The following is a 23,774-nucleotide window of genomic DNA, read 5'->3' as shown; positions in this document are numbered from 1 at the left end:
CAAAAAAACTCTGGCAATTAGGGCCAGAGTTGTGCGCATGACTAACGAAGTCTTACTGTGGATCGTCATCGGTGACCTCTTCAATTTTGTCGCCCACCTTGTCAGCGGCATCCTCAATTTCGTCCCCGGCTTCTTCAACCCCATCTTTTACATCTTCAATGGCATCTTCAACCTTGTCTTCTTTTGTTTCCCTGCAACTGTTCATACTCATGGTAAATGCCAAGGACATGAACAATATGATTATACTTATCGATTTTCTCATGGTTCTCTGTTTTTAAGTTAATGATTCTTTTGTGTTTATGTGTACTTCTAAATCTTTTTCCTACCGGTTATCAAAGAGATGATAAACAATACGAGAAAGATGAAGAATAGGATTTTGGCTATACTGGCCGCACCGGCGGCTATTCCGCCAAAACCGAAAATTCCGGCCACAATGGCCAAGATTATAAAAATGACTGTCCAACGTAACATATTTTCAGGTTTTAGATTAATGCCTGACTAACACTTAATCAGTACACTACAAATTTCGTGATCTAAATGCCGGGTCGTTGTCGCTATCGGTTTTAATGTTGACTCTTTAGCTATAGCAATTGACCAATGTGGTGCCTTAAACATTATAAGTGATGTTGTTGAGGAAGAATTCGTTCGACATAAGGTTGGCCTTAAGGCTCACCTCGGGAGGATCTTGGATAAAATCTTTAAGGTCTTCAATCTTGGTATTATTGGACAACCAAAAATTGGCCCTCTCATTGGGGACCATGATGGGGGCCAGATTGCTTATGTCGTGATAGCTGGAAACAAATGGACCCATCTTTGTGGTGATCAATGCGGTGCACTGGAACCCATCTTCCAAGGTATTGTATACCCCCGCCAAGAAAAAGGGTCGTTCATCAGGTTTGCATAGATAGTAGCTACAGGTGTTACCATTCTTGATCATATGGGTGTAAAAACCGGTTACCACGATCAAACATCTTCTTTGGTGGAAGGATGCCCTCATCCAATCCACTTGCTCCAGATCGTTCAATTGAACATTTAGGGTATTGGCGTTGTTCTGGAAAATATACCAGTCTTCCTTGAAGTTTTGGGGCATCAGTCCCCAAATGGCAAAGGTGATCTCTCTTTGGTTATCCGTTGTGACAACGCAGAGATTGGTCTCATGGAACCCATTGACCAACGGATTTTGGGTGTACAGGTTGGGATACTTGAAAGGGATACCAAACTCATTTTCTATGTCATTTTTTTCAGCAGCATTTGAAAGTTTGTAAATCATAGCTTTTCAATTTTTAGGGCAAATAACCTGTTATTTTGAAAAAGGGTTGACTCAAAAGGGTTTAATGATGATGCTTTTGCTTTAAAATATGTAAAATCAAAATAAATGGAAATGGTGATTGTGCAAGATCAAACAAAAACTATCTTTATTGGTTGGCGAAATATGTATTAACGTTGGTCAGTACGGAACACCTATGATAAAAATTTATATAGAGGCCCAGAAAACTGCCGATTCGGTGGAGCAAGTACGAGAAGTTATAGGTGGAACCATTATGGAGCGCTGGGGACAATATACCCTTGAGGTTGACAATGAAAAGGCCCGCGGGCATATGAGGTACATCGAATTTGAATGGGGCGTGAGCTTGGTGGAGTATGAGTTGATCTTTTTTGATGAAGTGACCATCATTGTGGATACGTCAAAATTCAACCCTATCAACTTTTACTACTGTTTAGAAGGATATAGCGGCCACAAGTTCGGGTACCAATCCACGGATGAGATCAAGTTTATTGAACAATTTCAGTCCGTAATCTTGACCAATAGAAGTGGGGGTATAAGCGATCGTTATTTTCCAAAAGATGTGACCATTTCCCTTAGTGTGATCCAGGTACGCCGAAAACCTTTTTTAAAAAGAAGGTTGAACCAGGGAGACTCTCTAAATAGACAATTGTATGAAGTGTTCATGGATACTGACCATGAAAAAGTGTTCGCCTACTTTGGGTCGTACAATCTGAAAATGGCCGATTTGATGACCGCCCTTCGCGAAGTGAAGGGTAAGGGCATGATCCGTATCATGCAAATTGAAGGTTTGGTCTATCAGATCCTGTCCATGCATATTATGCAACACAATAAGGAAGTAAAGAACAAGCAATTGCCCACTTCGCTGTTAAAAAGGGAATTGAAGGAAATTAGGGAATACGCCAAAAAAATTGAGGACAATATTGCCAAGGAGTTTTCGTTGGAAGAGATTTCTGCAGAAACCGGGCTTACCCAGGCCAAATTGCAGGAAGGTTTTAGGTTGCTCTACAACAAGACCGTAACGGAATACATCCGGAACGCCAGGTTGGAAGTGGCCCGAGACCTGATTGCCAATTCGGAGATGAACATTTCGGAGGTGGTCTACTCCATAGGTTTTACCAGTAGGAGCTATTTTTCCAAGATTTTCAAGGAAAAATTTGGGGTAAGCCCAAGCGATTTTATGGCGAGCAAAAGAAAATAGGAACCACCCAAGGTCAATCCATTTCAATGTTAATTGAATGTTTATTAATCGTAAATTTATTTGCAAATTATCCTATTTTTGTAAAAAAATTAGGTTTGGAAATCCATTGGAAACATCTTTCGGCGGCCAATGCACTGGATCAAGTGCAACGCATCAATTTGGAATATGCGGTACAACTGCAGATCATTCGCATTTTGATCAATGAAGCCGAACATTTGATGGATTATCTTTCCCTGATCGTTTTGGATATCGATTGTCGAAACGGACAGGTATCGGTGCACAACGATACCCCAGAACCTTTGTATTCCTTGGTGGAACGAAATTTTGTTCAGATCAATACGGCTCAAGAAGAGGTTGAAAAAAGGTTGCTCTCCGATCTGCAGACCTCATTGATGGCCATTTCTTAATCCATTGCGATTCTTTACTTTAATCAATAAAGTTGGTCTGGATTTGGCTCTATTCCTTTTGAATTAGGCCAAAAAACAAAACCCCCGCAATCCTTGTGGATGCGGGGGGGGGGGGGGTGTGGTGGTACCTCCAGGAATCGAACCAGGGACACACGGATTTTCAGTCCGTTGCTCTACCAACTGAGCTAAGGTACCATGCCCTAAAGCGGGTGCAAATATAATTTCAAAATTAGGATATACAAACAAAAAGAAGAAAAAAGGCATCGAATTTTTTCCAATTCTCGATCTTTGTACCATGAACCTTGTGATCGACATCGGGAATACCTTGGTAAAATATGCCGTTTTTGAAAATGGTAAAATTATTTACGACCAAGCCTCAGAATCGGGACTGTTCCTGTCCAAGGTCAAGGAACTTTTTGAGGCTTACCCCAAGATTGGTCATGCCATCATATCTTCAGTGGGTAAATTGGACCATAAGGAACGAGATATTTTGTCTTTGTTCTGTAAGGTGCATGTGCTATCCAGTAGCTCCAAAGTGCCTTTTAAGAACAGTTATGCCACGCCGCAAACATTGGGTGTAGATCGGTTGGCACTGGCCACCGCAGCGTTTTGCCAAAATCCATCAGGAAACACCTTGGTCATCGACGCCGGTACTTGCATTACTTATGAAATGGTGAACAATGCCGGGGAATATATGGGTGGGGCCATTTCGCCGGGTGTTCTCATGCGTTACAGGGCCATGCACGAGCAAACGGCCAGTCTTCCATTATTGGAACCGCAAGATTTTCTCGACTTCATCGGCAACGCTACCCATACCTGTATGCATAGTGGTGTAATCAATGGGGTGGCCTGTGAAGTGGATGGGGTTATAGACCAGTATCGTTCACGCTTTCAACATTTAACAGTTATTTTAACAGGCGGCGACTCCCATTTTTTTGCCAAAAGGCTAAAAAACACCATATTTGCGAACTCCAAATTTCTCTTGGAGGGGCTCAATGGCCTGCTGGAATACAACAAAGACTAAATGGTTAAAAAAATTCTGATTGCATTTTTTTGCGTGATGGCCCACGGCATGTTCGCGCAAAATGGGACCATTTCACCATACTCTTATTTTGGTATCGGGGATCATAGGGACCAAGGGTCTGTGGAAAATCAAATGATGGGAGGTATATCAATGTATGGAGACAGTATCCATATCAACCTGACTAACCCGGCCGCCTATTCTAAACTAAGGGTAACTACCTATACCGCTGGAATTTCACGCAGGGAATACCGATTAAAGGATTGGTCGGAACAGCAGAATACCTCGGTGACCACTTTGGACTATCTGTCCATAGCGTTTCCACTTTCCCGAAAAATAGGGATGGGATTCGGGGTAATGCCATTTACTTCCGTGGGGTATAGCCTGAACAATGTTAGAACCAACAGTGAGGGTGCAGAAGTAACCAATATTTATACCGGCGATGGTGGGTTGAACCGATTATATACTTCCATCGGTTTTGAACCTATCAAGAACCTTAGCTTGGGAATAACCGCCAATTTTAATTTTGGCTCCCTTAAATACCAAAGGATACAAAGTGTGGAAGGAGTGCAATTCGGTACCTTGGACGACCGCGTTTCAAAGATCAACGGCTATGATTTTAACTATGCCTTGAACTACACTCCAACAATAAAGGATAAGTATACGCTGTTCGCTTCCGTTTTGGTGAACACCCAAGGAAATTTAGTGTCCAAGAACACCCAAACCTTAGGGTCGTTCTCACTTGCCAATGGGAACAATGTGGAAGTGGTGGATGTGAATTTGGATGCAAGTAATTTAAGGAACACCGAGTTGAAGATACCCACACGCACCACTCTGGGACTCGGTTTTGGGGAGGATAAAAAATGGTTCATGGGGGTTGAGTACAGTTTTCAACAGTACAGCGATTTTGACAACGCCTTTTTGGGACTCCAAAATGTGACGTACAATGATGCGGCCACCTATGCCTTTGGAGGGTATTGGGTGCCTGATTACCGTGCCTTGTCCGGCTATTTTAAAAGGGTTACCTACCGTGCTGGATTGCGGTATGACGTAAGCGGTTTGGAGGTCAACGGAAAAGAGATAAACAATTTTGGCATAACTTTTGGTCTTGGTATGCCGTTGGGTGGTACCTTCTCCAATGTAAACCTCGGGTTTGAGTTGGGTAGAAGGGGAACCACGGACGCGAACCTTATAGAGGAAAGTTATTTGAAGGTCAATGTAGGGTTATCCTTAAATGACATATGGTTTCAGAAAAGAAAAATAAATTGATGGGACCTTTTTTTTAAAATTTGATAAATAACCACCCATTAGGGATCCTTTAGGAGGATTTTATAATGAAAATTTGTACTTTAACCACTTTAAAATTAGTAAGATGAAAAAGAGACACTACTTAACAATGATAACGGTCGTTATGTTGACGGGATTAAGTATGGCCCAAGCACAGAACCCCGAGTGCATGACGAATCTTTCCATTTACGCAGAGCATGCCAAAGTAAAAAATTACGATGCAGCTTACGAGCCATGGAAAATGGTATATGAAAGCTGCCCCGATATCAACAAGGCCAACTTTTCCTATGGTGAAAAGATTTTGGAACATAAAATTGACAAGTCATCCGGAGCGGAAAAGGATAGATTTATTCAAGAATTACTCTCCCTTTATGACAATAGTATAAAATATTTCCCTACCAATTATACAAAAGCCGATGTGGCCATTGATAAGGCCTTGTTGTTGTACGACAATAAAATGGCTTCCGATGAGCAATTGTTCAGTATGCTGGACAAGGCCTTCAAAGAGGACAGGGAAAACTTCACCAACCCAAAGGCACTTTACCTTTATTTCTCCAGCTTGGTAGATTTGCATGGTGCGGGTAAAAAGGATCTTCAGGATGTTTTTGATACGTATGATGATGTGACCTTAAAATTGGATGAGGAAAACCAAAAATTGACAGATGTCGTAACCAAATTGTTGCCCAAAGATTCATTGGGGACTTTGACCAAAAAAGAGAGCAGTATCTTAAAAGCAGCTACCGTAAACTCTGAATCTTTTGGTAAAGTGGCCAGTAGCGTAGATTCCAAATTGGGTGCCCTTGCCGATTGCGACAACTTGATTCCACTTTATGAAAAAAATTATGAAGCCAGAAAAAGCGATGTAAAATGGGTGAAAGGTGCCGTAGGTAGAATGTTCTCCAAAGATTGTACGGATGATCCCATGTTCAGAAAATTGTTCGAGGCCCAGTTGGCCCTTGACCCATCTGCCGATGCTTACGTGTACGGCGGTGCTTTAAAGCTTCAATCTGGTGATATGAAAGGGGCTATTGCTGATTACAATAAGGCTGCGGAATTGGAAACCAATTCCTATAAAAAGTCCAACATTCTTTACAAAATCGCAACCAGTGTGCGCAGAAGTAGCCCATCCCAAGCTAGGAACTACGCCCTTAAGGCAATTGAGGCCAACGCCTCCAATGGAAAAGCGTATTTGTTGATCGCCAACTTGTATGCAGGAAGTGCCAACGATTGTGGTAGTACCCCATTCGAGAAAAGGGCTATCTACTGGAAAGCTGCGGAAATGGCCAGAAAGGCCGGTAGGGTAGACCCCGCCATAAGTGGCCATGCTAACCAAACCGCGGTCAGCTACGAAGCCAAAGCACCTACCAAGGAAATGATTTTTAGTTCCGGTATGGCAGGTAAAACAGTAAGCTTTAGCTGTTGGGTAGGTGGTAGCGTTACGGTACCTAATCTATAAGTTTGATACCAACATCACGAAATATTTTAAAGTGTTTTGCCACGGTCTTTACCGTGGCAATCCTTTTTATGTCCTGTGAGGATGATTACAAAAGGGTGGGCGAAGAAGCCGTGAAACCCATTTTTCCTCAATGGATAGCCCAAAACTTTACGCTCACCTATACCGAAACTATAGAAGCCATGAGCTCTCAGGATTCTGCCAATTCCAGAGTCATTGCAGTACTTACAAGTCCCATCACCGAAAATTTCGATAACCAAAGCTTCAAATTCCGTACCTTTCCTAAAGGACTCAAGGTCGATTTCTTTGACGACAAAGGCCAAAAAAGTGTGGTGACTGCAGACTATGGTATTATTTACACACAGACCAATTTGATAGATTTGCAGGGAAATGTGGTCATTGATAGTTATGACGGTAAAAAACTCAAAACCGACCAGTTATATTTTGACAATAAGAATAACTGGATTTTCACCGAAGCCGCCTTTACCTACACCAATCCCGATGATGGCACCGTCATGGATGGCGAAGGGATGGACTTCAACAAAGATTTTAGCTTTTTTAAAGCCAACAAGACCTTTGGTCTTATGACCATAAAAGAAGAAGAGGAACAATTATGATCAAAATTTTAAGATACACAGAATACCTATACTTGGCCGTAGCGGCCATATCCCTTTATAAGATTGCCACCTTGTGGAGCATCAACCCCAAGGATACCTATATTTTTATCTTTTTTGCCATAGTGTCCGTGGCCATGTTCGTTTTTAGGAGGCGATACCGGAAACGTTTTGAGCAAAGAAAGAAGGAAAATCAATAACCATCTTGGATACCTCGATCATCATCATACTTCTTTGCCTGTTGTTCTCGGCATTTTTTTCGGGAATGGAAATTGCATTTATATCCGCCAACAGGATTCATATCGAGATTGAGAAAAAGCAAGAAGGATTTTTGGCAAAAGTACTGGGCCTCCTTACAGAAAAACCTTCCAAGTTTATTGCAACCATGCTTATTGGCAATAATATTGCCCTTGTGGTCTACGGATTGTTCATGGGTGAAGTGCTTATGGAATGGTTCCAAGGGATGTTGCCCGCCGAGTCTGAGTTTTTGAATTCGATCCTGACCGATTTTAGCCTGTTGACCCAGACCATCATTTCCACCCTGATCATTTTATTGACCGCGGAGTTTTTACCAAAAGTGTTATTCCAGATATACGCCAACACTCTCTTGAAATTGTTCGCGATTCCGGCCTATATCTTTTATGTGCTGTTTTCGTTCATCTCCTGGTTCGTGATCAAGGTTTCCGATTTTATCCTTCGGGTATTCTTTAAGACCAAAGGGGATGAGGTACAACTTTCTTTCACCAAATTGGAACTGGGCGATTACATCAACGAACAAATGGAAACCGTGCAGGAAGAAGATGAAGTGGATTCCGAAATACAAATTTTCCAGAATGCCCTTGAGTTTTCAACCGTGAAAGCCCGAGAGGTTATGGTCCCCCGTACCGAAATAACGGCAGTTGAGCTCAATGAAACTCCAAAAACCCTGACCAAACTGTTCACGGAAACGGGTTATTCCAAAATATTGGTCTATAAGGACAATATTGATGAGATCATAGGCTATGTGCATTCCTATGAACTTTTTAAAAAACCAAAAACTATCAAGAGCATTTTAATGCCGGTGGAGTTTGTCCCCGAAACCATGTTGATTCAGGATATTCTGAACGTGTTGACCAAAAAACGAAAGAGTATGGCGGTGGTGTTGGACGAATATGGCGGAACAGCTGGAATTTTGACCGTGGAGGACATCATTGAGGAACTTTTTGGGGAAATAGAGGATGAGCACGATACTACCGATTTGCTGGAAGAACAAATCAGTGAGGATGAGTATCGGTTCTCGGCCCGATTGGAGGTGGACTATATCAACGAAAACTATAAATTGGAGCTGCCCGAAGGGGAGGAATACGAAACATTGGGCGGTTTGATAGTGAACCGGACCGGAGAAATCCCGGAACAAGACTCGGAAGTCATCGTAGATCAATTTACCTTTAAAATCCTTGAAGTGTCCAATACCAAAATTGATTTGGTAAGTGTGCGTATCAATACTGAGGATTAATCATTTCCACAGCTTTTTAATCTTTCCTATTTGAAAAGAAAGTGGTATTTTCGCCCACTGAATTTAAAGAAAAACGCAGTAAAATGGCAATATTAGAGAGTATTAGAAAACGGACAACCGTTTTGATCTTGATCATAGGTCTGGCTTTGTTCGCATTTGTAATATCCGGAGTTTTCAAAAGTGATGGTTTTGGAGGTGGTAAAGTAGGGTCTTCTGTGGCCGAAGTAAATGGTGAGGATATTTCCATTGAAGATTTTAGGAGTAAAGTAGAAACCGCGTCTAGAAGTTATCCCCCTAGTTTCACTTCCATGCAGTTGGTGAACATGGTGTACGATCAAGAAGTTCGTAAGGCCATTTTGAACCAACAGTTCCAGGATTTGGGCATTGATGTGGAAAGCGACCAGATCATTGAGTTTGTAAAAACTTCTGGTTATGCACAAATTCCTGATTTCCAGGATGAGAACGGAATCTTTAACGAAGAGGTTTTTAAAAATGCCATTGCCGATTGGAGGGCCAACGATCCCTTGCGTTATGACGCATGGTTGCAAGATGAAAAAGCCATAATAGAAGCTGCCAAAGAGCGTATGTACTTCAACTTGATCAAAGGGGGTGTAGGCGCTACATTGGCCGAAGGCAAATTCGATTACAAATTGGCCAATGATAAAGTGGATATGCAGTTTGTTCGTATTCCTTATGTTTCCATTCCAGATAGCACCATTGAAGTTTCCAAGGAGCAGATCCAGGCGTATATTGATGATCACAAAGCTTTGTTCGAACAGAATGTGGCCCGTGATATCCGTTTCGTGTTTTTTGAAGAAAAGCCTTCTGCAACCGATGAGAGCAATGTAAAAGCTGAGATTACTGCTTTATTGGATGATACCGTAGAGTATTCACAAGGAAGTGATTCATATGATACCGTTCCAGGTTTCAGGACCACTAAGGACATGGTTGCCTTCTTGGATAGACATTCCGATACCAAATTTGATACCATTTACAAGGCCAAAAATGAGCTACCTTCTTCGGTTGCCGATACCTTGATGGCCATGGGGGTAGGTGAGATCTACGGTCCTTACAAGGATGGCGATTACTACAAACTTTCCAAGGTTATGGGGAAAAAGCCCAACGGAACCGTTAAGGCAAGCCACATCTTGATTTCTTGGGCCGGTGCCGAAAGGGTAAGCCCAACGGTAACCAGGACCAAGGAGGAAGCCGAGGCAAAGGCAAAGGAACTTTTGGCGGAGGCCAAAAAGGAAGATGCCGTATTCACTGCGTTGGCCAGGGATAATTCAGACGGTCCTTCTGCTCCACGTGGCGGGGATCTGGGTTATTTTCAAGAAGGAATAATGGCTGATGCGTTCAATGATTTCTGTTTTAATAACGCGGTTGGTACCATTGGATTGGTAGAGACTCAATTTGGATACCACATTATAAAAGTTGATGACAAACAGGATATCATACAGGTTGCTACTTTGGCCAGGGAACTGGAACCTTCGGAAGAAACCATCAATGCGATTTTCACGGATGCCACCAAGTTTGAAATGGCCAGTATGGATTCTGAACCTGAAAATTTTGGCGACATTGCAAGGGAAAGTTCCTTTACGGTAAGACCTGTGAACAAAATCGGGGAAATGGATGAGAACCTTCCAGGTCTTGGTGCTCAAAGAAGCGTGGTACAATGGGCCTTTAATGAAGACACCAATGTAGGCGATATTAGAAGATTCAACGTGACCAATGGATATGCTGTGGTGCAGTTGACCAAAAAGTACAAAAAAGGATTAATGTCAACAGAAGATGCATCGGTTATGGCTTTGCCTGAAATCAGAAAGGAAATCAAGGCAGAACGAATCATTGCTGCGAATAAGGGCAAGGCTTTGGAGACTATTGCATCAGATAACAATGTGAGCTTGAGTACAGCATCCGCTGTAACTATTAAGTCACCAACATTGCCAGGTGCGGGTCGCGAGGCTTTGGTGGTAGGAACGGCCTTTGCATTGGATCAAGGCCAGACCTCCAATTTGATCGAGGGTGAAACAGGGGTGTTTATGGTCAAAGTGACAAAAAAGGAGGCAGCTCCCGAAGTGGACAATTTTACTACCTATGCCAACAGTTTGAGAAGCAGTGCGGCCGCTAGGGTAAATGGCGCTGTTTACAATGCTTTGAAAGACAAGGCCGAAATCGAGGACAACAGAGGGATTTTTTACTAGGATCCCTACATATAGAAAAACAAAAAGCCTCCCAATTTGGGGGGCTTTTTGTTTTAGCTTTTTAACGGAAATAGTTCTGGTCACGACCGTTCATTTTCATCCCATTTCATTTTATAACAGATGCCTGTTATTTTTCCGGATGGATCGATGGTCACTTCAAAACCTTGTTTGCTCCTGAAATAGGCATCGCGGAGAAAGTACCATTTTCCATTTTGGGAAAAGTATTCCCTTTTGTCTGGTTTCCATGTTGGAAGGGGATAAATGGCATCCAATACGGTTTGAAATAGGGAGGCGGACTCTGCATTCAGGACAAAATCTTCCTTTATATAACCAAGAAGTTTGGGTAAGTTGGTGTTTTTACCAACGTGTTCAAAGGCTTGTGCTTGTTTTCCATCATCAATGACAATGAATATATTGGTGTTTGTGCTCTTTTGGCCGTATATGTCTTTAATTTCTTGGGTTATGCGGTATACTTTGTATTTGAGTACTTCGGAAATACGTACGGAATCAATTTCTTCGTAGGTGGTTTTGCAACTTTCACTTATGAACCTGTCCAATCTCTTGGAAGCTTGCCCCTTGACTTGTGAAAGGCAGTTGAAGGAACAGATGAAGGAGCATCCTATGACCAGAACACGGGAAATTTTTTGAAGAACTTGAAACATATGGCCCTAAAATTGGTGACTGACTCCAAACATAGGGGCAAAGGCTGGGATTTTTTGATGAGAATTGATGAACACCCCATTTGGATGTATGCAGGATGGATTTGAGCAAAATAATAAGGGAGGTCAAGTTTGACTTGAAGCCTCCCCTAAAATTGTATGGTGAATAAGTTTATTGTTTTATCAATATCATTTCTCGATCAGCAAAATAACCATCTACTGTATAGTACAGGGTAATGGTACCTGTGTCTGGATCAACACTTCCAGCACCTGAAGTTGCAATTCCAAAATTGTCCATAATGTAACTTCCGGGTATGGTTAAGGTATTGCATACATCAGAAATATACAGGGGGTATGGATTTGTAAAAGCATTGTCCCTGCTAACTTCATAAGTTCCCGTGCCAGTACTTGTGATTGTCACTGCACTTTCATTCCCATTTATATACATATAATTACCTTCCAAATTGGATGGGCAAATGGCCTGTAAGGTGATAGCAGTTGTATTTTTGTCGGATACTGTTTGTGATGAGTTTAAAATCTCCAGAATAACGGTTTTTGGATTTAATGCGTCCAAGCTTTCAGAATTCACTTGGATTACCACATTGGCAGATTTTTGGCCTGCAGGAATTACAAACTCAGTTTGGCTCAAACTAAATTCAACATCCTCATTTGCCGTGGACTCACTGTTTATGCCAATGGTTACCGTAACATCTTCTCCTAAGGGATTACCATCTGCGCCTTGATATTCAATAGGAATTTCAAAATCATAAACTGTTCCACTACCGTCTTGTAAAAAGTTATTTGTTATTGATTTTTGTTGAAATTGAACAACAATTGGACCTTTTCCAAAATCGGTTTCTTCCTGATCTAATAGTGCGTCACACGCAACTAAGCTTAACATCAACAGAGATGTAGCAGTATAAACTAAGGTATTAATACTTTTTTTCATGGCTCAGTTTTATTGTTTCCAAAAAGGATATTTAGTAAAAGCATCATTAATTGAACTTGGAGGAACATTATCTCCGTTGGTAGAATACTCTGATGTGGGATAAAGCAACCTTACTGGGCGAACCCCGTCGGAATCATCAGGTGTTGGAAGATTATTGGGAAACCCGGTACGAACCCATTCCATCCATGATTCAATAGAGGATGTTCCATTTAAAGCAATCCATTTTTGAACAATTATTGCTTGTATTTTATCGGTGGATGCATTCCAGCTTACATTAGGTATATCTTGGTTATAGTAATCACTAGGGTTTTCGACTACGCCTAAATAATCAAATGAAGCCGTAATTGCTTTTTCGTAAAGGTCTTGTGCTTCACCTGATCCACCAGGGAGGTAACCTCGAACAACGGCTTCGGCCTGCAAGAATAGAGCTTCGCTCAATAGCATGATGGGTTGGTCCTGATCAAAACTTTTCAATAGACCTACACCGATCTTGGAAAGGTCTCCTGAAGTAAATCCTTCTCCAGGCAATGCAGTAGATTGCCATACACCTTTAAATTCTCCTCCATTCTCAGATGCTGAATATAGATATCCAATTCTTGGATCGTTGGTAGTGGTCAAATAGTCAATAGTGTAATCTGATGCAACTGTATAGTCATGCCTGTCCTGCTCGGAGTCCGAAGTGTTGTAACCTGCATAGTTCCAAAATGGACTTTGCTTGTTGGTGTCTTTGGAATAACCGGGATTGGCAACCACGTCCTCTGTTATGAAGCCTGCACCGTTATTGTTGATTAGATCGATTTGTTGCTTAATGTAATTATCTTGTCCTGTGTTGCTCAATCGGATTAACATTCGGAGTTTTATGGTATTGGCAAATTGTACCCATTGCTCCATATTACCGCCAAAAATAATATCACTGCTTTCAGGATTTTCTGCAATTTCTGGCAAGTTCAAAGCCTTTTCCGAATAAATGGTCAATGAGTCGATGACACTTTTATAGATGGTTTCGGAATCATCATATTTCGGTGTTGTATTCTCGGCTCGTTTGTTGGCCTCGGTATAGGGGACATCACCATAAAGATCAACCAAATATTGGTATTGAAATCCTTTGATGACCTGTGCGATTACCTTATAAGCGGTATAATCAACCGCACCAGTGGGGTCTTCATAACCTTGGATATAGGTAAGATCTTTAAAAATTGAACCATAAGGTGTGGTAAATACAGAATTGTTAAAGGAGTTTGTGAACTCATATCTAAACAACTGACCGTTGGCAGACCAATTGGAAGGTGTTGCCCAGTTATACATGACCATGTTCCCTAAATAGGTCATGGTTGTGCCATTCAGGGATGCAAATGTATTCTGTGCGACGGGTAGTGTAAGGCCAGGTGTTGATACAGGGGGGTTGTTTGGATTTTCGTTTACATCAAAAAAATTATCACTGCAACTTGCAGATAGCATCAATGCCACTAGGATGAAGCTACTTTTTATTGATTTATATGAATTTTTCATGGTGAATTTTTTAAAATTTAGCGGTAAGGGTCATACCAAATTGTCTAACGGGAGCAGTTTGATTCTGTGTTCCAAAACCCACGGCATTGCCGCTGTTGTAGTTGAATTCTGGATCCGTGTATACATTGTCCGCAGGTCTCCACATATAAAGGTTTCTTCCATATATGCCAAAATTCAGATCCTGAAAGCCCAACTTGTTGGCCAATTTGTTTTCAAAAGCATAGGAAAGGGATACTTCCCGGAGTTTTAACACAGTTGCATCGGTCACATAGTTGGATTTAGTATCGTTATAGGTGCTCCAGAAGGCATTTCCTCCTCCTGATGTCAACCGATTTGTGTTTTCTATGTAACCATCATTTCCATCGGAATAAACTGAATTGGGAAAAACAAATGGTTGTCTGCCAGAGGTTGCACTGTGCTTTGTTAGTCCGGTGAACTCCAATGCATCTACCAAGTTGTTGTAAAACACATGTCCAGTTCGGTAATCAGCAACTGCATATAGCGAGAACCCTTTAAAATTGATTGTGCTATTAAGGCCAACGATATAATCTGGAGTGGTTTTGCCTTGAACAATCAAGTCGCTGCTTGGGATGGGGTCTCCATCCTCACCTACAATTACTCTTCCAAGGTCATCCCTTTCGTAATCTGTAGTTTTGATTAAAGGATATGGTTGTCCCTTTTGCGCTACAACCACGGCACCATAGGCAATATTGTCCGAATAGGGGCCACCAACGACCACCTCGTCCACACCTTCTGTAAGTGAAACTACTTCCGATTTGATCAATGAATAGTTTATGCCTAAATTCCAACTGAAATCTTCGCTTTTTAGGATAGTACCCTTTAAATCAACCTCAATACCTTGGTTTTGTAATTCTCCCAAGTTGGTGTACAATCTGGAAGCCCCAGAAGTTGTTGAAATGTCAATAGGGACAATTTGATCGGTAGTATTGGTCTGATAGACGGAAAAACTACCTGATAGCCTATCATCTTTAAAAATGCCAAATTCAATACCGGCTTCCATAGATTTTGTAAACTCAGGTTTTAAATTCGGATCTCTGTCGGTGCCAGAAAGCGTAAGGCCAGCTGTGGATCCAAATGGAAACCCTGCAGGGGCGCTAAATGTGGTGCTATTGGAATATGGCCCAGGGTCATTTCCAGTCTTCGAAATACTGAAGCTTGCTTTTAAGTATTGAAGGGTGCCTTTTAATCCTTTAAAGGCATCTGTAGGTACGAAGGAGATACCACCTCCTGGGTAGAAAAAAGATCTATTCTCTTTGGAAAGTGATGAAGACCAGTCATTTCTTCCCTGGCCGTTCAGGAATAGAAAATCACCAATACTTAACGTTATGTCCCCATAAACACCAACTTTTCTATAGTTTTGGGATGTTTCACTTCCTTGTAGCTCACCTGTACGTGTGGAAACATTGTAAAAACCGGGGATAATCAGGTTATTTCCCGTTATATCAATGACTTTGTAGTCTGTCATTCTGATATTATGGCCAAGGTTTGCCTTTACATTCAATAAATCCGAAAGATTTTTGTTTGCCGTCACAATAAAATCACTGTTAAAGCGGGAACTATTATAAATGTAATCTCTGGTCGAGGGAGAAAACTCATCAATTCGTGAGTAGGTTACAGGTAATTCGAACGAGTATGATAAACCGCCATGGTATTCTTTTAAATCATAAGTATACTTGGTATAGCCTACCCTTACTAAAGCTGAAAGCCAATCTGTGAATTTGTAGTTTGCATCACTAATAAAAATCATTTCCGAATCATTGGATTTATTTCTTTGTGTGTCAATAATGAACCATGGATTTTCATAAAATGCATAATATGATACTTCATTCCGGGTAAACTCACCTGTCCTCCAGTTTTTCATTTGATTGATTGGTATATGTAGTGGGGTGTTTAAAAGATACCAGTATAAGGGTCTGGCCTGATGACCACCAACACCGACAGTATTTGAATGCGACCGATAAAAGGATATATTGGAACTTACCTGCAAATTGCCAAAATCATACATCCCCTTTGCCCTTGCATTGGTTCGGTTGAACTTATCTTGTGGAACCGTGCCTTCTATATTGGAGTGATCAATGGAAAAAAGAAAGCTTGATTTTTCACTGCCTCCTGAAAATTCAAAACCATTCCTGATAAGACTACCTGTTTGGAAAAAGGATTTATGGTTGCCTGGAATCGGACTGTAAGGAACTTTCCAAACCCTGCCATCTTCATATTGTTCGCTTGCATCTACAAGACTTCCATCAAAACGGGGCCCCCATGCAACATTTTCCAACGGTCTTATGGTTCCATCAGGGAATCCGCCGACGCCAAATTCATCCTGAAGTTCAGGTAAAAATGAAATGTTATCCAATTGAGCGGTAGATGTGAAAGTTATAGATGCTTTTCCAGTTCCGGATTTAGTGGTAATGATCACAACACCATTGGCAGCATCCGATCCATATAATGCGGAGGCATTACCACCTTTAAGTATGGAAATTTCTTTGATGTCATCAGAATTCAACCGATCCAGTGCATTTCTATCAGCAGGAAAACCATCAATTACAATTAATGCTTGATTGTTTCCCAAAAGTGATCTATTGCCTCTAAGTACAATTCTGGTAGATGGGTTTACACCGTTGCTGATGGTATTTATCTGCATGCCTGAAACCTTTCCTGCCAAAGCTGTCACAGTGTTTACAGCCCTAGTTTTCGTCAATGCGGAATTGTCAACAGAAGCCACCGAATAAGATAATTCTCGTGGCTTGCGTTTTATTCCAAGAGCCGTTACCACCACTTCCTCCAAAGCTTGGGCATCCTCTTCCATGGAGACATTGATAACAGAGGAGGCACCAACTTTTCTTTCCACTGTCTTTTGTCCTATATAACTAAAACGCAAAGTACTACCTGTACTTGCCATGATGGAGTAATTTCCATCAAAGTCGGTTTGGGTCCCGACCGATGTTCCCACCACTATGATTGATACTCCAGGAAGTGGTAGGCCCTCTTGATCGGTCACCGTACCTGAAACATTCTTTTCTTGAGCCAGAACTGTCCCAAAAACAAAGAGAAACAGCCCAAGCGCCATCCAATAATTTTTCGTTCTCATAAAAATTGATTAAAAGTTAGTTAGTGCAATCACCCAAGGCAGGAGATAAAATCTTATTTGTAGGCTAATTCAAATAATCTTCCGAACAATGAAAACTAAAATTTGGGAAGAAGTAAGTTTTAGAGCCCCCACCTTGTGGATTGCCGAGCAAAAAAACTAAAAGAATGGACTGACCTTGTTAAGGCTTAAAAACCTTTACAACATCCCCGAACGAGATTAACATTAACACATTGATTGAGGGTTCAGTATGGTTTTGTGACCTATTAAAGGGTATTGGAGGCCATTGGCCTTTTATGGGAAACCTTAAACTCGTATATTACTGGAAGTAATGGAGATGTCCTGTTGATCAGGCTAAATAATAGGAAAGCATATTGGGACAGGACCCATCCCAAAATGCTATACTCAAGACACCAGAAATGTGTTTCAAGAAAATACTATGCGGCTCTTATCATGAATTCAGTGGGTGTGGTGTGGGTAATCTTTTTAAATGCCTTATAAAACGAAACTCGGTTGTTGAAGCCACACTGGTACGCAATATCTGAAATGGATTCCGATGAATTTTCAAAACCGGAGCATAATTTGGCTTTGGCTTCCTCTATTCTGTAGGCATTTACAAAATCATAGAAATTCAGATTAAAGTTCTCATTGATTACTTGGGAGGCGTGATGTCTGGAAATGTCGAGCAACTCGGCAATGTCATCCAACCTAAGTTCATGTCTCAGGTATAGCTTTTCTGAGCTCATCAAATGCTCCAATTTATTTTTTAGCTCCAAAGAAAATGATTCGGACAAACCAGTTTTTTCATATTTTAAATGCTTTTGCTTCAGTAGAAAATGTTCATTTCTAACTTCGGGGCTCCATGCCCAAAGGTATATGAGAATCCCGTATAGAAATAAAGGAACCAACAGCCCGTATATAGCCAAACCATAAAATGAATTATCCGGCTGCGCCCAACTATAAAAGGTCGAGAGCGCATTATATGAGTACAAAAACAAGAAAATAAAAATTATTTTATTTCTGGATAGTTTTAACTTCCTTTTCAGATGAAAAAAGAAGATGATTAGAAACCCAGAAATTGTTAAAACCAATAATGTGTACTTCCAAAAAAACGACATAATATCTTTTCTTTTTTTTGGAAGATTTTTGAATTGCCTAGGTCTTCTTATTGCTAAAGTGCGAAAAACTATAGTTACACTGGAGGTGTAATTGATGAAGGCCCTTTGTGGATTTATAAATCGAAGAAATGTATTGGTCGGTCAAGGTTTGGACACTATTTAAAAAGTGCGATGGTGTAATCCAGTAACCGCCTGTCTCCGTATTGTCCATGGCCAGGCACAATTAGGGAAGCATTTGGATATTTCGCTTTGACTTGGGCCACGGTCTGCGACCACTCTGCGGTATTGGCATCCTCCAGATTACCTTTGCCGGCCCCGACGGATTTTATCAAACATCCACCGAACATGGTTTGGTCTTTTGGGAAATAACCGATAATATTGTCCACGGTATGTCCTTCTCCCATAAAATCGAGGATAACGGTTTCATTGCCAACTTGCAACTCCAAAGTTTTTGAAAACCCATTTAACGGAATGGTTACGTCCTTGTCCTGAACCAATGCTATGGTATTCTGGTTGGCGTAGGAAGGAATAAGTCTATTGTGAAACGCTTGAAGACCTCCCAAACAATCATCATGGAAATGTGTGGCCACTACGGCTTTCACATATAAATCTTTCGATTTTACCCATTCTAAAAGTTCTTCCGAAATTTCATTGTTCACTGGAGTGTCAAAAACAATGGCTTCACCATCATCAACCACGATCATTCCATTACAGGCTACTTTCCCAAAACTTTCGGTTTGCAAATACGATACATGCAAATAGGTGTGCTCGGTAAGAGGTTCTATTTTTAAAGTTGGAGTCTCATAGCCCAGCGTAGGGGAAGAAGTTTTGCAACCCATCAATCCTAAAAGTGCTGAAAATAGAAGAAATCGCTTCATTGGGATGGAGTCACAAAATCATTTTGGAATAGGGGAATACTGTTGGGTATCCTTTGTCATGAAAATATGCGATGGATGATTCATCTCCCGAGGCCATCACAAAATCGCCACCCCAAGCTCCCAAACTTTTAACGGCTCCAGCATAATCAGGAAATAATTTTTGCTTAATGGGAGATAGACCAAGGACTTCGGATAAAATGGATTCATGCTCTTCCATCAAAATTTCAAATTCCGACAAATTGGGGGCAGAGACCATTCTTAGGGTAATGGCCGAAATGCGTTTGACCAGTGCTTCCTTATCAAAGGAACGGCTTCTATAGGCTTCAATGGCATCCTTGCTGTTCTGCTTTTGGTTCAGATGGACAAAGAACAAGGAATCCTTAAAATAAGGGTCAAATTGGACTTCTTCCACTTGTGGCACTCCTTTTTTCAATTGGTAAGTTAATGGCGAATTGTGCTGCGCACAGGCAATATCGTAACCACTTCCACCAAAGGCTTTCCACAAAAGTTCATAGGCATCCACCCGGGCCCATTGGGCCAAATTGTTGATCAATGTGGATGAGGTGCCCAAGCCCCATGACGTTGGAAAACTGAGGTGGGTTTCCACCAAAAATCCATCATGGTCCGAAAGAAATAGGGGATTGTCCCATTTAGCCTGTTGCAGCAAAACCACTAGGGTTTCGGCAATTTTCGGGTCCGATGTCGATTTGATTTTTAAGTCTTCAACATCAAATTCTGCACGGAACCACTCGTGCCCAGCTTCGTCATAACTTACCCAATTCAGTTGTGTAGAAGATATGGGGGTTGCTTTGAGTGATTGACCATAACTGGTAGGGATGGCCAATGCCAGCGCCCCATCCAGCACGGCATATTCGCCCGATAGCAACAATTTTCCGTTGCTGTAAAACTCCTTTTGCATCATGATCTTTGTAGTTTTTCCAGGGCTTCCTTTACTGAGGCGTTGGTTACGGTTTCATGCTTGAAATAATGTACAAGCTGCTCCTTTTCGCTTTCAGTGGCCCCCATTTGGTTGAGCATGTTGAGCAGGTGCATTTTCATATGACCCTTTTGGATACCTGTGGTCACCAAACTTTTTACGGCGGCAAAATTTTGGGCCAATCCAGCAACTGCCACAATCTGCATCAATTCCTTGGCCGATGGATTTTGAAGGATTTCCAATGCCAACTTCACCAAGGGATGCAGAGAGGTTAGTCCGCCCACCGTGCCTAGGGCAAGGGGAATCTCAATCCAAAATTTAAATATCCCATCTTCGATGGCGGCATGCGTCAAACTGGAATAGCTCCCATTTTTAGAAGCGTAGGCGTGTACCCCCGCTTCCACGGCCCTAAAATCGTTTCCGGTGGCGAGCACCACGGCATCGATTCCGTTCATGATGCCTTTGTTGTGGGTCACCGCACGATAGGGTTCCACATTTGCAATATTCACCGCCTGCACAAATTTTTGGGAAAAGTCTTCTGACGATATGTCCTTAATGACCAACTTTTCAACCGGGCATTCCACCTCTGCCCGTACCAAGCAATTGGGAACATAATTGGACAAAATGCTCATGACCACCTCTATGTTTTTCTCCCCTTCCGAAAAATCTTGATGGTCTTTGGCCTTTTCCTTTAATGTTTTGGCAAATTGCTCCAAACACGAATTGATGAAATTGGCACCCATGGCATCCAAGGTCTCAAAGGTGCAGTGCAACTGGTAATATCCGGGAATCTTGTCGGTACAATCCCTTAATTCAATGGCATTGATGCCGCCTCCCCGTTTTTCCATGTTCTGGGTGATGGAGGCAACACTACTAAACAAAATTGGATGGATCTTCTTGAAAAAGGCCTGCAGTTTTTGGGCATCACCATTATACATAAAATGTACTTGTCCCACTTTTTCGGTGCCCAAAATGGTGGTCTTGAATCCGCCTTTATCCAACCAAAATTTGGCAGCTTTGCTGGCAGCGGCCACAACCGAACTTTCTTCAATGGCCATGGGGATCGCATAAAACTCCCCGTTGATCAAAAAATTGGGTGCCACGGCAAAGGGCAGATAATAATTGGATATGGTGTTCTCAATAAACTCATCGTGCAATTTTTGCACGTTGGGATCAGGGTTCCAATAGCGCTCCAACAGTTTTTTGGTGGCTTCGGGGTCCTTGGTGCATTGATTGGCGATCCAATCCATCTTTTCAGCTTTGGAAAGTTTGGAAAATCCTTCAACTGGCGTGTTCATAGTGTTTGGTAAAAGGATTCAAATATAAGGATATTGCCACTTTGGGCGATGACCACCAAAAATTTGCCGGGTTTTGGCCAAATGCTTTGGTCCGATTCTTGTTGCAAATGCAACATCAAAGTTTATTTTTCCGATAAATATTAGTAAACTTGGGAGTTTTTAATCAATTTCTTACCACATGAACAAACAGTTTCTCCTGTTCATTTCCTTATTGGGATTTTTGACGATTTCCACGGCCCAAAAGAAAAAAATAACCCTGGAAGAAATCTGGGGAGGTGAATTCAGGACCGAATACATGGACGTCTTGCGTTCCATGAACAACGGTAAACAATATACCATCCTCAATTTTAACCGTTCCCCCAGAACTAGCAGTCTGGACAAATATGATTATGAAACCTTGGAAAAGGTGGAGACCATTGTGGCTTCCTCGGAAACCGTTCCCTATTTTTCTTCCTATTCCTTTAGTGATGACGAATCAAAAGTCTTGCTGGCCACCGAAGTGGAGCCTATTTTCAGAAGATCCAGATTGGGCATCTATTATGTGTATGATATTGCCACCAAAGGTTTGGTGAAGATTTCCGAAACCAAAATACAGGAGCCAACGCTTTCCCCTGATGGTTCTAAAGTGGCCTACGTTTTGGATAACAACCTTTATATTTTGGATCTTTCATCCAAAGGGGTACAAAAAGTGACCACGGATGGGAACAAGGGAACCATCATCAACGGTGTGACCGATTGGGTGTATGAAGAAGAATTTAGCTTTGTTCGCGCCTTTGAATGGAACAGTAACGGAACCAAGATCGCTTTCCTTCGTTTTGACGAAACAGAGGTGCCCAATTTCTCCATGGATATCTATGGGACCAATCTATATCCCTATCAATATGAGTTCAAATATCCCAAGGCCGGCGAGAATAATTCCTTGGTTACCCTGCATATGTTCGATGTGGCTTCGGGGGCCATTTCAAATGTGGATTTGAACGATGCCTATTACATTCCTAGGATCAAATGGATGAACAGTCCTGATCATTTGAGCGTGCAAACGTTGAACAGACATCAGGATGATCTGAAATTGTTCGATGTTAAGGCAACTGATAATTCCGTTTCACTTCTTTTAGAAGAAAAGGACAATGCTTATGTGGATATTGATGACGACCTTACTTTTTTGGCCGACGACAGTTTCATTTGGACCAGCGAAGGCGATGGCTACAACCATTTGTATTTATATGGTAAGGATGGTAAATTGAAGAACCAGATTACCCAAGGCCCATGGGAAGTGACCCGCTATTATGGCTATGACAAAAAAAACAATAGGATTTTTTATCAGTCTGTGGAGAACGGTTCCATCAATCGGGATGTGTATAGTATTTCTACCAACGGGAAGAAAAAGAAACGCCTTTCTACCAAAGTGGGCACCAATTCGGCCGCCTTCAGTACCAACTATACCTATTACATCAATACCTTTTCCAATGCCACCACCCCTTATGAGTTTACGTTGCACACTGCTTCGGATGGCAAGTTGGTGAAAGCCATCAAGGACAATACGGCCTTGTTGGAAAAATTGGATGGGTATGAAATGTCTCCCAAGGAATTTTCCACCATCAATATCAACGGGTATGATCTAAACATGTGGATGATCAAACCAGCCGATTTTGACCCTAATAAAAAATATCCCCTTTTCATGTTCCAATATAGTGGGCCGGGATCTCAGTCGGTTTCCAACAGTTGGATCGGCAGCAACGATTACTGGCACGAAATGCTGGCTTCCGAAGGCTATATTGTGGCCTGTGTGGATGGTAGGGGAACTGGATTAAAAGGCAGGGATTTCAAAAAATTGACCCAAAAGGAATTGGGCAAATACGAAGTGGAGGACCAGATTGCCGCAGCCAAAAAATTGAGTGAACTCCCATATATTGACGAGGACCGAACAGGGATTTGGGGATGGAGCTATGGAGGTTTCATGTCCACCAACTGTATTTTAAAGGGCAATGATGTTTTTGAAATGGCCATTGCCGTGGCGCCGGTTACTTCATGGAGGTTTTACGATACCATTTACACGGAACGTTACATGCAGACCCCGCAGGAAAATGCAAGCGGTTATGATGACAATTCCCCTTTCAATTATCCTGAAATGTTGAAGGGAAAATATCTCTTGGTCCATGGATCCGGGGATGACAATGTGCATGTACAGAACAGCATGCGCATGATCGAGGCGTTGGTTCAGGCCAACAAACCGTTCGATTGGGCCATTTATCCTGATAAGAACCATGGTATTTATGGTGGGAACACCCGATTGCACCTGTTTACCAAATTGACCAACTTCGTCAAGGAAAATCTATAATCAAACTAACTAGAA

At 41.8% G+C, this 23,774-nt stretch carries 21 protein-coding genes and 1 tRNA gene; 10 read left to right on the top strand and 12 right to left on the bottom strand.

What is annotated here, in order from left to right; translation table 11 throughout:
- Positions 1 to 52: 52 nt before the first annotated feature.
- The 3 genes from GTK07_RS13185 to GTK07_RS13175 form a co-directional block, all read right to left on the bottom strand.
- A complete protein-coding gene (locus tag GTK07_RS13185; RefSeq protein WP_163635714.1) occupies positions 53 to 262 on the bottom strand; it encodes a hypothetical protein in 210 nt (69 codons plus the stop codon).
- A 47-nt stretch (positions 263 to 309) separates the two neighbouring features.
- A complete protein-coding gene (locus GTK07_RS13180) occupies positions 310 to 471 on the bottom strand; it encodes a DUF1328 domain-containing protein (protein WP_163635713.1) in 162 nt (53 codons plus the stop codon).
- 136 nt (positions 472 to 607) lie between these two features.
- Positions 608 to 1,270: an SOS response-associated peptidase family protein gene (locus GTK07_RS13175; RefSeq protein ID WP_163635712.1), complete on the bottom strand. Its 663-nt coding sequence runs from the start codon at positions 1,268 to 1,270 to the stop codon at positions 608 to 610.
- Between the two features lie 193 nt (positions 1,271 to 1,463).
- Here GTK07_RS13175 and GTK07_RS13170 point away from each other — a divergent pair, with 193 nt between their 5' ends.
- Positions 1,464 to 2,486, top strand: a complete 1,023-nt coding sequence (locus GTK07_RS13170; RefSeq protein ID WP_163635711.1) for a helix-turn-helix domain-containing protein — start codon at positions 1,464 to 1,466, stop codon at positions 2,484 to 2,486.
- Between the two features lie 95 nt (positions 2,487 to 2,581).
- Complete coding sequence (locus tag GTK07_RS13165; protein ID WP_163635710.1) at positions 2,582 to 2,893, top strand: hypothetical protein; 312 nt, start codon at positions 2,582 to 2,584, stop codon at positions 2,891 to 2,893.
- A gap of 119 nt (positions 2,894 to 3,012) precedes the next feature.
- On the opposite strand, the gene GTK07_RS13160 is transcribed toward GTK07_RS13165, so the two are convergent.
- Positions 3,013 to 3,088: transfer RNA gene (locus GTK07_RS13160), tRNA-Phe, on the bottom strand.
- Positions 3,089 to 3,188: 100 nt separating this feature from the next.
- Here GTK07_RS13160 and GTK07_RS13155 point away from each other — a divergent pair.
- The 7 genes from GTK07_RS13155 to GTK07_RS13125 all read left to right on the top strand — a co-directional run bounded on the left by GTK07_RS13155 (position 3,189) and on the right by GTK07_RS13125 (position 10,967).
- Complete coding sequence (locus GTK07_RS13155) at positions 3,189 to 3,917, top strand: type III pantothenate kinase (protein WP_163635709.1); 729 nt, start codon at positions 3,189 to 3,191, stop codon at positions 3,915 to 3,917.
- Complete coding sequence (locus GTK07_RS13150; RefSeq protein ID WP_163635708.1) at positions 3,918 to 5,183, top strand: BamG family beta-barrel-assembly machinery protein; 1,266 nt, start codon at positions 3,918 to 3,920, stop codon at positions 5,181 to 5,183.
- Between the two features lie 103 nt (positions 5,184 to 5,286).
- Positions 5,287 to 6,657 (top strand): tetratricopeptide repeat protein, encoded by a 1,371-nt coding sequence (locus tag GTK07_RS13145; RefSeq protein ID WP_163635707.1) that lies wholly within the window; start codon positions 5,287 to 5,289, stop codon positions 6,655 to 6,657.
- Between the two features lie 2 nt (positions 6,658 to 6,659).
- Positions 6,660 to 7,271, top strand: a complete 612-nt coding sequence (gene lptC / locus GTK07_RS13140) for an LPS export ABC transporter periplasmic protein LptC (RefSeq protein WP_163635706.1) — start codon at positions 6,660 to 6,662, stop codon at positions 7,269 to 7,271.
- Entirely contained in the window at positions 7,268 to 7,468 is a 201-nt protein-coding gene (locus GTK07_RS13135; protein ID WP_163635705.1) for an NfeD family protein, read from the top strand. The genes lptC and GTK07_RS13135 overlap by 4 nt, the downstream gene beginning before the upstream one ends.
- 5 nt (positions 7,469 to 7,473) lie before the next feature.
- Positions 7,474 to 8,763: a hemolysin family protein gene (locus tag GTK07_RS13130; RefSeq protein WP_163635704.1), complete on the top strand. Its 1,290-nt coding sequence runs from the start codon at positions 7,474 to 7,476 to the stop codon at positions 8,761 to 8,763.
- 83 nt (positions 8,764 to 8,846) lie between these two features.
- Positions 8,847 to 10,967 carry a peptidylprolyl isomerase gene (locus GTK07_RS13125; protein WP_163635703.1) on the top strand — a complete coding sequence of 707 codons (2,121 nt, stop codon included), beginning with the start codon at positions 8,847 to 8,849 and terminating at the stop codon, positions 10,965 to 10,967.
- An 80-nt stretch (positions 10,968 to 11,047) separates the two neighbouring features.
- On the opposite strand, the gene GTK07_RS13120 is transcribed toward GTK07_RS13125, so the two are convergent.
- From GTK07_RS13120 to GTK07_RS13085, 8 genes are all read right to left on the bottom strand, one after another.
- Positions 11,048 to 11,629: a hypothetical protein gene (locus GTK07_RS13120; protein WP_163635702.1), complete on the bottom strand. Its 582-nt coding sequence runs from the start codon at positions 11,627 to 11,629 to the stop codon at positions 11,048 to 11,050.
- A 169-nt stretch (positions 11,630 to 11,798) separates the two neighbouring features.
- Positions 11,799 to 12,575 (bottom strand): hypothetical protein, encoded by a 777-nt coding sequence (locus GTK07_RS13115; protein ID WP_163635701.1) that lies wholly within the window; start codon positions 12,573 to 12,575, stop codon positions 11,799 to 11,801.
- Between the two features lie 9 nt (positions 12,576 to 12,584).
- Complete coding sequence (locus GTK07_RS13110) at positions 12,585 to 14,084, bottom strand: SusD/RagB family nutrient-binding outer membrane lipoprotein (RefSeq protein WP_163635700.1); 1,500 nt, start codon at positions 14,082 to 14,084, stop codon at positions 12,585 to 12,587.
- Positions 14,085 to 14,094: 10 nt separating this feature from the next.
- The gene (locus tag GTK07_RS13105) at positions 14,095 to 17,193 is read right to left on the bottom strand and encodes a SusC/RagA family TonB-linked outer membrane protein (RefSeq protein ID WP_163635699.1); all 3,099 of its coding nucleotides are present in this window, start codon (positions 17,191 to 17,193) and stop codon (positions 14,095 to 14,097) included.
- Between the two features lie 434 nt (positions 17,194 to 17,627).
- On the bottom strand, positions 17,628 to 17,984 hold the full coding sequence (locus tag GTK07_RS13100) for a helix-turn-helix domain-containing protein (RefSeq protein ID WP_163635698.1): 357 nt from the start codon (positions 17,982 to 17,984) through the stop codon (positions 17,628 to 17,630).
- Positions 17,985 to 18,463: 479 nt separating this feature from the next.
- Complete coding sequence (gene bla, locus GTK07_RS13095; RefSeq protein ID WP_163635697.1) at positions 18,464 to 19,186, bottom strand: subclass B1 metallo-beta-lactamase; 723 nt, start codon at positions 19,184 to 19,186, stop codon at positions 18,464 to 18,466.
- Between the two features lie 10 nt (positions 19,187 to 19,196).
- Positions 19,197 to 20,108, bottom strand: coding sequence for a GYDIA family GHMP kinase (locus GTK07_RS13090; protein WP_313790812.1), 912 nt, complete (start codon positions 20,106 to 20,108; stop codon positions 19,197 to 19,199).
- Positions 20,105 to 21,421: a hydroxymethylglutaryl-CoA reductase, degradative gene (locus GTK07_RS13085; protein ID WP_163635696.1), complete on the bottom strand. Its 1,317-nt coding sequence runs from the start codon at positions 21,419 to 21,421 to the stop codon at positions 20,105 to 20,107. The genes GTK07_RS13090 and GTK07_RS13085 overlap by 4 nt, the downstream gene beginning before the upstream one ends.
- A 178-nt stretch (positions 21,422 to 21,599) precedes the next feature.
- Between GTK07_RS13085 and GTK07_RS13080 the strand changes: the two genes are divergently transcribed.
- Complete coding sequence (locus GTK07_RS13080; RefSeq protein ID WP_163635695.1) at positions 21,600 to 23,759, top strand: S9 family peptidase; 2,160 nt, start codon at positions 21,600 to 21,602, stop codon at positions 23,757 to 23,759.
- Positions 23,760 to 23,774 lie beyond the last annotated feature (15 nt).

Origin of the sequence: Flagellimonas sediminis, assembly GCF_010500845.1 — a bacterium.
Taxonomy (GTDB): domain Bacteria; phylum Bacteroidota; class Bacteroidia; order Flavobacteriales; family Flavobacteriaceae; genus Flagellimonas; species Flagellimonas sediminis.
This window is presented reverse-complemented; position numbering and strand designations above follow the sequence as displayed.